This window comes from Pseudomonas fluorescens (assembly GCF_001902145.1).
Classification (GTDB): Bacteria; Pseudomonadota; Gammaproteobacteria; order Pseudomonadales; family Pseudomonadaceae; genus Aquipseudomonas; species Aquipseudomonas fluorescens_BV.
This window is the reverse complement of sequence record NZ_MRST01000023.1, coordinates 413,628-428,075: the sequence shown is the minus strand read 5'-3', so window position 1 is coordinate 428,075 and position 14,448 is coordinate 413,628. Positions and strand designations below refer to the sequence as shown.

The window sequence follows — 14,448 nt, the reverse complement described above, 5'->3', positions numbered from 1 at the left end:
TTACTGCACGGTTTCCGGGCGTACATGGCGTGCGGCAAACATCAAGGCGCCGGACAGGAAGCACGGCAACGCACCGAACCACAGCGCGGCGGTCTGCCAGTCACTGCCGGCGGCCAGTACTTGGGTTGCACCAAAGCCTGCGACCACCGCGCCAATCGGGCCCATGGCATGGATGATCGCGCCACCGGTGGCGCGGATGCTGGTGGGGAAACTTTCGCTGATAAAAAACAGTGCCGCCGAGTAAGGCCCGATCAGGAAGAACAGGCCCAGGCTGTACAGCCCGACCACCATCGGCATATTGCTGGGCCCAAACAGCATGCCGGCGAACGCCAGGCCGCCGAGCATCCAGCCCAGGCCGATCACGTTGCGGCGGCCGATCTTGTCGCCCATCCAGCCGTGGCTGAGGTAGCCGCAGTAACCCACCAGGTTCGACAGTACGAGGATAATCAGCGAGTTCTCGAACGAAATATGGTGCACGCTGACAATCACCGACGTGCCCAACACGCTGAACACCTGGATCGCCGCCCAGTTGAGCAGCAACGCGGCACCGATCACCAGGGTGGCGCGGCGCGCCGGGCCACGGAACGCGGCTTTGAGGCCGGCCTTGCTGTGCTCGTCGTAGTCCACGCCGTAGGTCACTGCGACGTTTTGTGCCTCTTTCACCGCACCGCTTTTGCGCAGTTGGCTGATGCGCTGGTGGATCTGGAACTGGGGGCTCTCTTTGAGCTTGCGCGCCATGATCGCGATCACAACGGCCGGGATCGCGGCGAAGATAAAGCAGCCCTGCCAACCGATAATCGGCAACAACAGCGCGGTCAAGCCGGCGGCGATCAACGCACCGACCGGCCAGCCGCCCTGCACCAGGCTGTAGATGAACCCACGCCGCTTGGTCAGCCGCGGATCCTCGGAGGCGCCATACAGTTCACTCAAGTAGGTGGCGTTGACGGTTTCCTCGGCATAACCCAGGCCGCCCAGCGAACGGATCAGAATCAGCGGCGACTTGCCCCACGCGCCACCAATGGCGGTGAGTGCCGAGCACAACGCGGAGCCGGCCACGGTGAAGATAATGCCGGTGCGCCGCCCCAATTTATCCACCACGGGGCCAATGGCAAAGGCCACCACCGCCGTGCCCACTGCCACCCAGGTCGCAATCTCGGCTTGCTCGACTTCACCCCAGCCGAAGTGCCGGCCAATTTCCGGCAGCAAGGTGCCGAACAGAATGAAGTCATACACCGCAAACACCCAGGCAAAAAACGCGATCCAGGTGGCAAAGCGCACTTCCTTGGATGTCAGTTGCCGGGGTTTCCAGCCAGTCAGGTCAAGCTTGTTGTAAATAGACATGAATCGCGCCTCAAGGGGATAGGGGGTTGCCCTTCTGTAGGAGCGAGCTTGCTCGCGAAGACCGCACAGGCACTGCGTACAACCAGGTGGCCTGCGTTATCGTTAACGACCTTCGCGAGCAAGCTCGCGCCTACCGAGTGGACGTCAGGTACGCGGCTGGCGGCGGATGAAGTCGTCGGCGATTTCGTCGAAGGTGACGAAGCGCACGCCGGCATGGCTCTGGATGTGTTCGATCAAACGCTCCAGCATCAGCAGCACTTGCGGGCGGCCGGACACGTCGGGGTGGATGGTCATGGTGAACACGGCATGTTCGTGTTCGCGGTAGACCCAGTCGAACTGGTCGCGCCACATTTCTTCCAGATGGCGCGGGTTGACGAAGCCGTGGCTGTTGGGCGCTTTCTTGATGAACATCATTGGCGGCAGGTCGTCCAGGTACCAGTTGGCCGGGATCTCCACCAGGTCGGTTTCTTCGCCGCGCACCAAAGGCTTCATCCAGGTATCGGGGTGCTGGCTGTAGTCGATCTTGGTCCAGCTGTCGCCCTTGCGCACGTAGTAGGGGTGGAAGTCGTTGTGCATCAGGCTGTGGTCGTACTTGATGCCTTTTTTGAGCAACAGTTCGTTGGTGACCTTGCTGAATTCCCACCATGGCGCAACGTAGCCGGTGGGGCGTTTGCCGGTGACCTGGGTGATCAGGTCGATGGACTTGTCGAGCACGATCTCTTCCTGCTCGGCGGTCATGGCAATGGGGTTTTCATGACTGTAGCCGTGCACGCCGATTTCGTGGCCGGCGTCGGCCACGGCCTTCATCTGCTCGGGAAAGGTTTCCATCGAGTGGCCCGGGATAAACCAGGTGGTGCGCAGGCCGTAGCGTTCGAACAGTTTGAGCAGGCGCGGCGCACCGACTTCACCGGCGAACAGGCCACGGGAGATGTCGTCGGGCGAATCTTCGCCGCCATAGGAACCGAGCCAACCGGCGACGGCGTCCACGTCAACGCCAAATGCACAGAGAATATCTTTAGCCATGGTGTGTCTCCTTAAAGAGTCAGTACGGATTCAACGGCCAACGCCGCGCCTAACAGGCGTGCGTCTTCGCCGGTCGGGGCGCTGAGCAGCAGCCCGGTGGGCAAACCCAGGACGTCGCGGCCGCTGGGTAGGCTGACGCCCGGCATGTCGAGCAAACTGCCCGGCATGGTCAGGCGCAGGGTGGCGAGGTTGGTGGTGGCGAACAGCGCGTCGTCGGCCTCCAGCGCCGCCAACGCCGGGGCGACGTGGGCGACGGTCGGCGTTATCAGCAGGGCACCGTCGAGGTCATCGAGCAATTGCTGTTGCAGCCGCCGACGCGCCTCGATCAGGTGCAGGCGTTGGCTGGCCGGCAGCGCGCGTGCGGCTTCGAGGCGGCGGCGCACACGAGGGTCGAGTTGCTCGGCGTCGGCGCTGTCGAGCAAGGTTTCGTGCAGGGCAAACGCTTCGAATGAACCGAGCCAGCCATGCTCTTTGATCAACGCCAGGGTGGCCTGGAACGTGGCGGATGGGCGCACATCGATCAACGCGCCGGCTTCCTTCAACTGGTCGACGGCGCGCAGCAGGTTATCGCGCACAGCCGGCTCAATACCTTCCAGGGCGCCTTGTTCCAAGACCAGGCGCAGGCCCTTGAGGCTGGCGGCAACGTGGCGTTGGCTTCGGCCATTGAGCACGTCGTCGAGGGCCAGTGCATCACGCACACTGCGGGTCAGCGGCCCAAGGCTGTCGAGGCTGTGAGCCAGGGGGAAAACACCCTCGCGGCTGTAGTGCTGGCAACTGCTGCGATAACCCACCACGCCATTGAGTGCCGCAGGGATGCGGATCGAGCCAGCGGTGTCGGTGCCCATGGCAATCGGCACAATGCCCGCCGCCACGGCGACCGCCGACCCCGAGGAGGAGCCACCGGGGATGCGCGGCTGATCGCGGCTGCTCGGGTTATGGGGCGTACCAAAATGCGGGTTCAGGCCCAGGCCGGAATAGGCCAGTTCGCTGAGGTTGGTCTTGCCCAGGCTGACCATACCGGCGCGACTCAACCGTTCAACACAGGGCGCGTCTTGCACGGCCGCCGGCGCATGGCGACGGTAGGCAGCACCGGCAGTGGTGATACTGCCGGCCATGTCGAATAAATCTTTCCACGCCAGGGGCACGCCATCGAACTGGCTCAAAGGCTGCCCGGCGCGCCAGCGGGCCGCGGACGCTTGAGCCTCACGACGAGCACGCTCAGCCGTCAGGGAGATGAACACGCTGGGCGCCATGCTTGCATGAAGGAGGGCTTGTTCAAGGACCTGCACCGGATCACTTCGACCGCTGGCGAAGGCTTCGGCCATGGAAGTGGCGTCTGACATCAAGATGACCCTCACAAAACGTACATATTAATAAAATGTACATTTTACAAAGGCAGCTTTCGTGCCAGTCTCATGAGGGCGCTTTCCCCACGCTTAAGGTTTTACCTGCTGAGCTACGGGCTAGATGCTTTTTGGTGAGGTGAAAAATTCTGACGAAGGGTGGGCGTGCGCTTCGAATGAAATAATGTATCTTTTATTAGAAAGTACATTTTGGTGCAGAAAAGTAACATCGCGACCTCCACAGCCCCAAAAATGTGCCGCCGACGTGGCGCAGAGTGACAGCCCAACTATGAGAGAATCCCCGGCCAGCGTCCTACAAGCCCAAGAGCTCTTTACCTAGAGAAACAGATGAAAACAGTGCCCGCCTCGGCCTCCCGTTACGCGATGATCCACCAGATTTTGCGCGACGCGATCATCAACGGCACCGCCCGTCACGGGCTGGTCTTGCTTGAAGCGCCGCTGGCCGAACTGTTCGGCACCAGCCGCGTCCCGGTGCGCAAGGCGCTGGACCTGCTGCATGCCGAAGGGCTGATTTGCCGCTTCAATGGCCGCGGTTACCTGATCAACCCCGACGGCCTGGCCATGGAGCCCCTGCGCCTGCCCTTGAGCCATGGGCATCTGGGCCTCAACCACGACGATGAGCTGGTGGACACCCGGCCATTGGGTGAGCGAATTGTCGAGGAGATCGGCGCGGCGCTGTCCACTTGCATCGCGTTCGGCCATTACCGCCTGGACGAGCAAGCCGCCGCTGACCACTACGGTGTCAGCCGCGCCGTGGTGCGCGAAGCGCTGATGCGCCTGCGCGACCGTGGCCTGGTAGAAAAGGAGCCCTACTCCCAATGGCTGGCCGGACCGTTGACCGCCCGCGAAGTCACCGAAGACTACGAGCTGCGTGCCTGCCTGGAGCCCGAGGCCCTGCGCCAGAGTGCGCCTGACCTCGACCGCGACCTGCTCCAGGCGATGCTGCAGCGTGTACTCGACGCCCAGGCCAGCCCCCATTGCAGCCTGGAAGCCATCGAACACATTGAGGAAGACTTGCACCAGCACTGCCTGGCCGGCCTGCGCAACCGCAAGATCGCCGCCCTGATCCGCCAGGGCCAGAGCCCTATGATCATCAGCCGGATCTTCTACCGTTTGCTGGGGATCGGCGCCGATCCTGCAATGTTGGCCGAACATCGCCTGATACTTGAGCTGTTGCTGCATGGAGCGTTTGATGCTGCGGCGCTGAACCTGCGCGAGCATTTACAGCGGGCCAGCCAGCGCATGTTGCAGCGCTTGAAAGTGCTCTCGGTACTTCCCGAACAACCGCTGCCTGCCTACCTGCACAAAATCAGCTGAGAATGTGGGAACCAGCAAGCCCCCGCCCGCCTTGACCGAGTCTCTCCAGTTATTTCGTGCAAATTGTTGCTAACCACGCCCCCCCATTGAAACCACCGCAACCCCGCCCCATCTAACCTGCATACTTACTGATGCAGGTGCCCCATGAGCGACCAGCAAGAATTTCCAGATTACGACCTCAACGATTACGCCGACCCCGAAAACGCTGAAACCCCCTCGTCCAATACTGGCCTGGCCCTGCCTGGGCAAAACCTGCCGGACAAGGTCTACATCATCCCGATCCACAATCGGCCGTTTTTCCCGGCCCAAGTGTTGCCGGTGATCGTCAATGAAGAACCCTGGGCCGAGACCCTGGAGCTGGTGAGCAAATCCGACCACCATTCCCTTGCGCTGTTTTTCATGGACACGCCGCCCGAAGACCCACGGCACTTCGACACCTCCGCCCTGCCGCTGTACGGCACCCTGGTGAAGGTGCACCACGCCAGCCGCGAGAACGGCAAGCTGCAATTCGTCGCCCAGGGCCTGACCCGCGTGCGCATCAAGACCTGGCTCAAGCACCACCGCCCACCGTACCTGGTGGAAGTCGAATACCCGCACCAGCCCAGCGAGCCGACCGATGAGGTCAAGGCCTACGGCATGGCGCTGATCAATGCGATCAAGGAACTGCTGCCCCTCAACCCGCTGTACAGCGAAGAGTTGAAGAACTACCTCAACCGCTTCAGCCCCAACGACCCGTCGCCGCTCACCGACTTTGCCGCCGCACTCACCTCGGCGACAGGTAATGAGCTGCAGGAAGTGCTGGACTGCGTGCCCATGCTCAAGCGCATGGAAAAAGTGCTGCCGATGCTGCGCAAAGAGGTAGAAGTCGCGCGGCTGCAAAAAGAGCTGTCTGCCGAAGTGAACCGCAAGATCGGCGAGCACCAGCGTGAGTTCTTCCTCAAGGAACAACTCAAGGTCATCCAGCAGGAGCTGGGCCTGACCAAGGACGATCGCAGCGCCGACGTCGAACAGTTCGAACAGCGCCTGCAAGGCAAGGTGCTGCCGGCCCAGGCGAAAAAACGCATTGATGAAGAATTGAACAAACTGTCGATCCTGGAAACCGGTTCGCCGGAATACGCCGTCACGCGCAACTACCTGGACTGGGCCACCTCGGTGCCGTGGGGCGTGTATGGGGCAGACAAGCTCGACCTCAAGCACGCGCGCAAAGTGCTCGACAAGCACCATGCGGGCCTGGATGACATCAAGAGCCGCATCCTCGAATTCCTCGCCGTGGGCGCCTACAAAGGCGAAGTCGCCGGTTCCATCGTATTGCTGGTGGGCCCACCGGGCGTGGGCAAGACCAGTGTGGGCAAGTCCATCGCCGAATCCCTGGGACGGCCGTTCTATCGCTTCAGCGTCGGCGGCATGCGCGACGAGGCCGAGATCAAGGGCCACCGCCGCACCTACATCGGCGCCCTGCCCGGCAAGCTGGTACAGGCGTTGAAAGACGTGGAAGTGATGAACCCGGTGATCATGCTCGACGAGATCGACAAGATGGGCCAGAGCTTCCAGGGCGACCCGGCTTCGGCGCTGCTGGAAACCCTGGACCCTGAGCAGAACGTCGAATTCCTCGACCATTACCTGGACCTGCGCCTGGACTTGTCCAAGGTCTTGTTCGTGTGCACCGCCAACACCCTGGACTCGATCCCGGGCCCGTTGCTGGATCGCATGGAAGTGATTCGCCTGTCGGGCTATATCACCGAAGAAAAAGTCGCCATCGCCAAGCGTCACCTGTGGCCCAAGCAGTTGGAAAAAGCCGGCGTGGCCAAAAGCAGCCTGACCATCAGTGATGGTGCACTGCGCGCATTGATCGATGGTTATGCTCGGGAAGCAGGGGTGCGCCAACTGGAGAAACAGCTGGGCAAGCTGGTGCGCAAGGCGGTGGTAAAACTGCTGGATGAGCCGGACTCGGTGATCAAGATCGGCAACAAGGACCTGGAAAGCTCCCTGGGCATGCCCGTGTTCCGTAATGAGCAAGTGCTGTCCGGCACCGGCGTGATTACCGGCCTGGCCTGGACCAGCATGGGCGGCGCCACCTTGCCGATTGAAGCGACGCGCATCCACACACTCAACCGTGGCTTCAAGCTCACCGGGCAGTTGGGTGAAGTGATGAAAGAGTCCGCCGAAATCGCCTACAGCTACATCAGTTCCAACCTGAAGTCGTTTGGCGGCGATGCGAAGTTCTTCGACGAAGCCTTCGTGCACTTGCACGTACCGGAAGGCGCCACGCCGAAAGACGGCCCGAGTGCCGGCGTGACCATGGCCAGCGCGTTGCTGTCCCTGGCCCGCAACCAACCGCCGAAAAAAGGCGTGGCAATGACCGGCGAGCTGACCTTGACCGGGCATGTACTGCCGATTGGCGGCGTGCGAGAGAAAGTGATTGCGGCGCGGCGCCAGAAGATTCACGAGTTGATCTTGCCGGAGCCGAACCGTGGCAGCTTTGAAGAGTTGCCGGACTACCTGAAGGAAGGGATGACGGTGCACTTTGCCAAGCGGTTTGCGGATGTGGCGAAGGTGCTCTTCTGACGGTTATGGAGTGCCTGAGCTGGCCCTTTCGCGAGCAAGCCCGCTCCCACATTTGATCGCATTCCAAATGTGGGAGCGGGCTTGCTCGCGAAGAGGCCAGCCAAATCAACGCAAAACCCCGCCTTGTCACACCTTGTCTCATCTTCGGTTATGCTCCCCCTTCGTCGTGTATTAACGGAGCCTTCATGACCGCTGCCCGCCTGTTTCTCCCCTTGAGCCTTGCCCTGCTGGCCGGATGCGCCAGTGCCCCCAAGCAAAACGTCAGCGTGGACAACCAGAGCGCCTGCCCGCTCCAGCTTAAAAACGGGCAAAACCTGATCCTCACCCTGCCCAGCAACCCCACCACTGGCTATCGCTGGGCCATTCAGGACTCCGCTGGCGGCGTGTTGCGTGCCTTGAGCCCCGAGGTCTACAGCAGCACCGAGTCCGGCGTGATCGGCGGTGGCGGCCAGTCCACCTGGCGCTTCCAGGCGTTTGCCGCAGGCCAGGGGCGTTTGCGCCTGACGTCCCAGCAACCCTGGGAACCGGAAGCCGAACCTGCCGAGACCTTTGACTGCGCCATTACGGTGAACTGATATGCCCTGGCTGATCCTTGCCTTGATGGGCGCCGGCACCTTTGCCTACGGCCTGGCAACCCATGCGACGCTGCTGTGCCTGCTGGTCAAGCCGCTGCCGGTGCTGGCGCTGCTGGGTTGGCTGCATGACGCGCCGCCCACCGAGTATCGACGCTGGATCAGCCTGGGGTTGATTTTTTCCCTGATGGGCGACGTATTGCTCGCCTGGCCAGGCGACCTGTTCATCTTTGGCCTGGGCGCGTTTCTGTTCGCGCATCTGGCCTATCTCAAAGCCTATTTCAGTGACTGTCGGCGCTTGGCGTTGCTGCCGCTGGTGCTGGCCCTCGGCGTAGGCGCAATCTTGCTGAGCATCCTGATCTCCCACGGCCTCGGTGAGCTGTTGATACCGGTGGTGGTTTACGCACTGGTGATCAGTGCCATGCTCTGGCGTGCGTTGGCGCGACTGGGCAGCCAGGTGCCCAAACGTTCGGCGTGGCTGGCGGCGGCGGGTGCGGTGTCGTTTGTGGTTTCCGACGCGCTGATCGGCATCAATCGGTTTGTACTGGCGTTCGAGGCAGCGCCGTATTTGCTGATTGCCACTTACTGGCTCGGGCAGTGGGGCATCACCGCCTCGGCTTTCCATCAGACAACCCGCGCATCCGAGGGCCAACTTGGCTAAAATGCCGGCCTTCCCCCCACCGTCGCCGGAACAGCCGTGAGCAAAGAACCCGATCGCCTATTCGCCCAGCCCCTGCCCCAGGTGCCGGACTTCGCCTTTAACGAGGATGTGGTGCGGGTGTTCCCGGACATGATCAAGCGCTCGGTGCCGGGTTACCCCACCATCGTCGAGAACCTCGGCGTGCTGGCCGCGCAATTTGCCCAACCGGGTAGCGTGCTGTATGACCTGGGCTCTTCCCTGGGCGCCGTGACCCAAGCCCTGCGGCGCCATGTACGTACCGAAGGTTGCCGGGTGATCGCGGTGGATAACTCAGCCGCGATGGTCGAGCGCTGCCGTGAATACCTCAATGGCCAGGATTCGATGTTCCAGGAATTGCTGCCCGTGGAGGTGATCGAGGGCGATATCCTCGCCCTGCAATTCAAGCCGGCCTCGGTGGTGGCGCTGAACTTCACCCTGCAATTTATCGCCCCTGAGGAACGCCTGGCGTTGCTGGGGCGCATTCGCCAGGCGCTGCTGCCGGGCGGGGCGTTGATCCTGTCGGAAAAGCTGCGCTTTAACGATGTTGAAGAACACGCCCTGCTGACCGACCTGCATATCGCCTTCAAGCGCGCCAACGGCTACAGCGAACTGGAAATCGCCCAGAAGCGCAGCGCCATCGAAAACGTCATGAAGCCCGACAGCCTCGAAGAACACCGCGAACGCCTGCTGGCGGCCGGGTTCTCGAAAGTCGTGCCGTGGTTCCAGTGTCTTAACTTTGCCTCGTTGATTGCCTTGCCATGATTGATTTGTCTCCCCTCGCCCGCCACCTGGTCGGCACTCCCCTGGCCGTGTGGGCCCAGGGCCTGCAAGCGCAGCTCGATAGCAAAATGGAAAAAGGCCATGGCGACCTGGAGCGCTGGCAGAGCGCGCTGGATGCACTGCCACGGATCCAACCCAGCAGCGTCGACTTGCTCAACGGCCTGGTGCTGGACACCGATTGCGACGACGCCACCCGTGAGCAAATGCACACCGCCTTGATGGGCCTGAGCCCCTGGCGCAAAGGTCCGTTCCATCTGTTCGGCGTGCATGTGGATACCGAGTGGCGTTCGGACTGGAAGTGGTCGCGGGTCGCGCCGCACCTGGACCTCAAAGGCAAGCGTATCCTCGACGTGGGCTGCGGCAACGGCTACTACATGTGGCGCATGCTCGGCGCCGGGGCCGACAGCGTGATTGGCGTGGACCCCAACTGGCTGTTCTTCTGCCAGTTCCAGGCGGTGCAGCGTTATCTGTCCGAGCCCAAGGCCTGGCACCTGCCGTTCCCCTTCGAAGATTTACCGGCGAACCTGGAAGGCTTTGACACCGTGTTTTCCATGGGCGTGTTCTACCACCGCCGCTCGCCCATCGAGCATTTACTGGCGTTGAAGGACACCCTGGTCAAGGGCGGCGAGCTGGTATTGGAAACATTGGTAGTGGAAGGCGATCAACAGCAAGTGCTGGTGCCGGAAGACCGTTACGCCCAGATGCGCAACGTGTGGTTCCTGCCCTCGGTGCCGGCGTTGATGCTGTGGCTGCGCCGTGCCGGGTTCAGGGATGTGCGTTGCGTGGACGTGAGCGTGACCACGGTTGAGGAGCAGCGTGGGACGCAGTGGATGAGGTATCAGTCGCTGAGTGATTTCCTGGACCCTGAGGATCACAGCAAGACCATTGAAGGGCTGCCGGCGCCGATGCGGGCGGTGATCATCGCTCGCAAATGACACCACGCTCGTCCTGAAAAAATGGAGATCAAAGGTGGGAGCTGGCTTGCCTGCGATAGCAATCTGTCAGTCAGCCCAATATTGACTGACCCACCGCTATCGCAGGCAAGCCAGCTCCCACATTGATACTTCAGTGTCCTTTAGAGTGTTGGTTTAGCCCGGCGAGCCTTGAAGAACTCGCTGAGGACCGCCCCACACTCCTCGGCCAACACCCCACCTTCAAACAGCACCCGATGATTCAGAAAACCCTGGGTAAAAAACTGCCCCTGGCTTTGCACGATGCCCGCCTTCGGCTCCAACGCGCCATACACCACCCGCGCAACCCGCGAATGTACGATCAAACCCGCGCACATGCTGCACGGTTCCAGCGTCACGTACAGCGTACTACCCACCAGGCGATAGTTACTGATTGCCTGGGCAGCGGCGCGGATCGCGACCATTTCGGCATGGGCGCTGGGGTCGTTGCCGCTGATGGGGCAGTTGAAGCCGCGGCCGATAATTTCACCGTCCTGCACCAGCACCGCCCCCACCGGAACTTCGCCCAGTGCGGCGCCTTGGGCGGCGAGCGCCAGGGCTTCGCGCATAAAGTCCTGGTCGCGGCTGCGGTCGATAATCGCGGCGGGGCGAATCTGGCGCATCACGCCACCTCGATAGCGGCCATCAGGCCGGTTTCCATGTGGTCGATCACATGGCAATGGAACATCCACACCCCCGGGTTATCCGCCACCAAGGCCACGCGGGCGCGTTCGTTCTTGCCCAGCAGGTAGGTGTCGGTGAAGTACGGGATCACCTTATGGCGGTTGGACGCAAGCACCTTGAAGCTCATACCGTGCAGGTGGATCGGGTGCTGGTACTGGGTCATGTTCTTCAATTCGAAAATGTAGCTCTTGCCCTTCTCCAGCTTGGCAATCGGGCGGTCGGCGCAGGTCTTGTCGGTGATGTCCCACGCCTGGCCGTTGATCTGCCACAGGCTCGGCGGCTTACCGTTTTCGACATTGACCGACACCGAACCGACCCATTCGAAATTGAAGTTGAGTTTCTCGGCATTGGCCAGGTCTGGCTCGGCAACCGGATTGGCCGGCAATGCCGGTGGCCACGCGGTAGGCGCGTCGGTATTGACCACCGAGCGGAAGGTGCCAAGGCGCACCGGACCGTTGCGGATCGACAGTTCTTCGCCCGCCGGTGGCGCCTTGATCGCCAGGCAAATGCGCATCCCCGGGCCCAGCCAATATTCCTTGCCCAACGGGCGCGGCTCGATGGGGTTGCCGTCCAGGGCGTAGATCTGCGCTTCGACGCCGGGGATATTGAGGCGATAGGTCAGCGTGTTATCCAGGTTGAGCAGGCGCACGCGGGTGATTTGCCCGGCAGGCAGCTCGATGACCGCCTGAGGCACGCCGTTGATGGTCGACAGACGCCCGGCCGTGCCGCCGCGCGCCGCTTCACGGGGGATGCTGAACTCGACAAACGCACCCTCTTCGTCGATGTGCCAGTTCTTCAGGCTCAAGGTGCGTTCGTACTTGAAACCAGTGGGGTCGCGCTCTTCCACGATCAACGGGCCAACCAGGCCACGGCCGAGTTCTTCGCTGCTGCTGACATGGGGGTGGTACCAGTAGCTGCCGGCATCGGGCACGCGGAATTTGTAGTCGAAGTATTCGCCAGGCAGCACGGGCAATTGCGAGACGTAGGGCACGCCGTCCATTTCCAGCGGCAGGCGGATGCCGTGCCAGTGGATGGTGGTGGCGACTGGCAGATGGTTGATAAAGCGCACCCGCAGCCATTCGCCTTGGCGCACCCGCAACTCGGTGCCAGGCGCCGAAGGGCCGAACGCCCAGGCTGGGGTCTTGTGTCCTGGCACCAACTCTACGTCCAGGGGCGCGGCAATCAACTCGTAATCGTGACCCGCCTCGGACTCAGCGACTTTCCCCAGCCAGTAGCGGTAGCCACCGCCGGCACCGACGCCTACTACGGCAAGGCCAGCAAGACCACCCAGGATTTGTCGACGGGAAAAGGATCGGGACACAACAACCTCGCGTATCGGCCGCAGGCCAAGGGCCCGCAAAGGGCTGATACGATACACCTGCGTCGCCTAAACAGTAAGGCTTCGCATTGCCGCACAGATGAAAGATGGCTCAAACCTGTAGGAGCGAGCTTGCTCGCGAAGGTCGTTAACGATGACGCGGGGAGGCTGGCTCCCCGAGTTGCCCTCAGGTCTTTCGCGAGCGAGCTCGCTCCTACAGTTAATTTGCCGTCAGGCCTTGGCGGCAGCCAGGATCAGGGCTTTCATCTCGGCCACCGCGCCTTTGAAACCAACAAACAACGCATGGGCCACCAGCGCATGGCCAATGTTCAGTTCGTTGATGCCCTTGATCGCAGCCACGGCTTCGACGTTGTGGTAATGCAAGCCATGGCCGGCATTGACGATCAAGCCTTCGTTGAGCCCGCAGTTCACGCCGTCGATGATGCGTTGCAACTCATCGGCTACTTCGGTCGGCGTGGTGGCATCGGCATAACGGCCAGTGTGCAGCTCGATCGCCGGGGCGCCGACACGGCGGGAGGCTTCGATCTGGCGCTCGTCGGCGTCGATAAACAGCGAGACTTCACTGCCGATGCTCGACAAGCGCTCCACCGCGGCCTTGATCCGCGCTTCCTGGCCGGCGACGTCGAGGCCGCCTTCGGTGGTCAACTCCTGGCGGGTTTCCGGCACCAGGCAGATATGCGCCGGGCGGATGCGCTCGGCGAACGCCATCATTTCTTCGGTGACGCCCATTTCGAAGTTCATGCGGGTTTGCAGCACGTCCTTGAGCAGCAACACGTCGCGCTCCTGGATGTGGCGGCGGTCTTCGCGCAGGTGCACGGTGATGCCGTCGGCGCCCGCTTCTTCGGCGTCCAGCGCGGCCTTGACCGGGTCAGGGTAACGGGTGCCCCGGGCCTGGCGCAGGGTGGCGACGTGGTCGATGTTGACGCCAAGAAGAATGCGATTGCTGGTGGTCACGGAAGCGCTCCTGAAAAGGGAAAGAATCGGTGCACAGCATACACGGGGATGTCAGGGCTTTCGAAACAACTCGCGACTGACCAGCGGCCGCCCGCCCAGGTGCACGGCCAGGGCCTGGCGCATCAGGCGCTTGGCGGCGGACAGCGCACCGGGAGCGTGCCAGTCGGCTTCACTCATGGCCAGCAGTTCGGTGCCCTGAAACAGGCCGGGCTGCAGCAGGTACACACGCTCAAGCCCCGCATCGACTTGCAGGCGATACATGCCGTCGGCGGCGATGGGCTCGCCGTGCAGGTCGTTGGCCAGTTCGAAGCCGTAGCCAAGGTCGTCGAGCAAACGCCATTCGAAAGCGCGCAGCAGCGGCTCCAGCGGACGGCCTTCAGCGAGGGCGAGCAAGGTGGCAGCGTAGTGATCGAAGACCGCCGGGTGCGGGTCTTCGGCGGGCAACAGGCGAATCAGCAGTTCATTGAGGTAAAGGCCGCTGAACAGCGCGTCGCCATTAAGCCAGGCCGAGATGCCAACGCTTTCCAGGCGGCCGACGTTTTTCAGCTCGCCCTTGCCGCGAAACTCCACGTCCAGCGCCACGAACGGCCGCGCCAAGGTGCCCGCCTTGCCGCGCGCGCTACGCAACACCGCGCGCAGGCGGCCTTGGGGCGTAAGGAAATCCACCAGGGCGCTGGTCTCGCGGTAGGCGCGGCTGTGCAGGACGTAGGCGGGTTGGCTGGGGGCTGGAGTTGAAGACATAGGCTCTCGCTGCGGGAATGCGATGGTGACAACAACATAAACCTAATGTGGGAGCGGGCTTGCTCGCGAAAGCGATGGGTCAGCCAATACATGTACCGACTGAAGCACCGCATTCGCGAGCAAGCCCGCTCCCACATTT

At 62.2% G+C, this 14,448-nt stretch carries 13 protein-coding genes; 6 read left to right on the top strand and 7 right to left on the bottom strand.

What is annotated here, in order from left to right; genetic code table 11:
* From BUE92_RS13790 to BUE92_RS13780, 3 genes are all read right to left on the bottom strand, one after another.
* A complete protein-coding gene (locus tag BUE92_RS13790) occupies window positions 1–1,341 on the bottom strand; it encodes an MFS transporter (RefSeq protein WP_073524289.1) in 1,341 nt (446 codons plus the stop codon).
* Between the two features lie 144 nt (window positions 1,342–1,485).
* The gene (locus tag BUE92_RS13785) at window positions 1,486–2,364 is read right to left on the bottom strand and encodes a polysaccharide deacetylase family protein (RefSeq protein WP_056789931.1); all 879 of its coding nucleotides are present in this window, start codon (window positions 2,362–2,364) and stop codon (window positions 1,486–1,488) included.
* Window positions 2,365–2,375: 11 nt separating this feature from the next.
* The gene (locus tag BUE92_RS13780) at window positions 2,376–3,707 is read right to left on the bottom strand and encodes an amidase (RefSeq protein WP_073524288.1); all 1,332 of its coding nucleotides are present in this window, start codon (window positions 3,705–3,707) and stop codon (window positions 2,376–2,378) included.
* Window positions 3,708–4,055: 348 nt separating this feature from the next.
* Here BUE92_RS13780 and BUE92_RS13775 point away from each other — a divergent pair, with 348 nt between their 5' ends.
* The 6 genes from BUE92_RS13775 (at window position 4,056) to cmoB (ending at window position 10,576) form a co-directional block, all read left to right on the top strand.
* Window positions 4,056–5,045 carry a GntR family transcriptional regulator gene (locus tag BUE92_RS13775; protein ID WP_073524287.1) on the top strand — a complete coding sequence of 330 codons (990 nt, stop codon included), beginning with the start codon at window positions 4,056–4,058 and terminating at the stop codon, window positions 5,043–5,045.
* Between the two features lie 144 nt (window positions 5,046–5,189).
* Window positions 5,190–7,610: an endopeptidase La gene (gene lon, locus BUE92_RS13770; RefSeq protein ID WP_073524286.1), complete on the top strand. Its 2,421-nt coding sequence runs from the start codon at window positions 5,190–5,192 to the stop codon at window positions 7,608–7,610.
* 185 nt (window positions 7,611–7,795) lie between these two features.
* Window positions 7,796–8,185, top strand: a complete 390-nt coding sequence (locus BUE92_RS13765; protein WP_073524285.1) for a protease inhibitor I42 family protein — start codon at window positions 7,796–7,798, stop codon at window positions 8,183–8,185.
* A gap of 1 nt (window position 8,186) precedes the next feature.
* The gene (locus BUE92_RS13760; RefSeq protein ID WP_073524282.1) at window positions 8,187–8,843 is read left to right on the top strand and encodes a lysoplasmalogenase; all 657 of its coding nucleotides are present in this window, start codon (window positions 8,187–8,189) and stop codon (window positions 8,841–8,843) included.
* Between the two features lie 36 nt (window positions 8,844–8,879).
* Complete coding sequence (gene cmoA, locus BUE92_RS13755; protein ID WP_073524279.1) at window positions 8,880–9,623, top strand: carboxy-S-adenosyl-L-methionine synthase CmoA; 744 nt, start codon at window positions 8,880–8,882, stop codon at window positions 9,621–9,623.
* On the top strand, window positions 9,620–10,576 hold the full coding sequence (gene cmoB / locus BUE92_RS13750; RefSeq protein ID WP_073524278.1) for a tRNA 5-methoxyuridine(34)/uridine 5-oxyacetic acid(34) synthase CmoB: 957 nt from the start codon (window positions 9,620–9,622) through the stop codon (window positions 10,574–10,576). Before cmoA ends, cmoB begins: the two co-directional genes overlap by 4 nt.
* A gap of 140 nt (window positions 10,577–10,716) precedes the next feature.
* Here cmoB and tadA read toward each other — a convergent pair whose 3' ends face one another.
* From tadA to recO, 4 genes are all read right to left on the bottom strand, one after another.
* Window positions 10,717–11,214, bottom strand: a complete 498-nt coding sequence (gene tadA / locus BUE92_RS13745; RefSeq protein ID WP_073524277.1) for a tRNA adenosine(34) deaminase TadA — start codon at window positions 11,212–11,214, stop codon at window positions 10,717–10,719.
* The gene (locus tag BUE92_RS13740) at window positions 11,214–12,596 is read right to left on the bottom strand and encodes a multicopper oxidase family protein (protein WP_073524370.1); all 1,383 of its coding nucleotides are present in this window, start codon (window positions 12,594–12,596) and stop codon (window positions 11,214–11,216) included. Before BUE92_RS13740 ends, tadA begins: the two co-directional genes overlap by 1 nt.
* Before the next feature lie 228 nt (window positions 12,597–12,824).
* Window positions 12,825–13,568 carry a pyridoxine 5'-phosphate synthase gene (pdxJ, locus tag BUE92_RS13735; RefSeq protein ID WP_073524276.1) on the bottom strand — a complete coding sequence of 248 codons (744 nt, stop codon included), beginning with the start codon at window positions 13,566–13,568 and terminating at the stop codon, window positions 12,825–12,827.
* 51 nt (window positions 13,569–13,619) lie between these two features.
* A complete protein-coding gene (gene recO, locus BUE92_RS13730; RefSeq protein ID WP_073524275.1) occupies window positions 13,620–14,309 on the bottom strand; it encodes a DNA repair protein RecO in 690 nt (229 codons plus the stop codon).
* Window positions 14,310–14,448 lie beyond the last annotated feature (139 nt).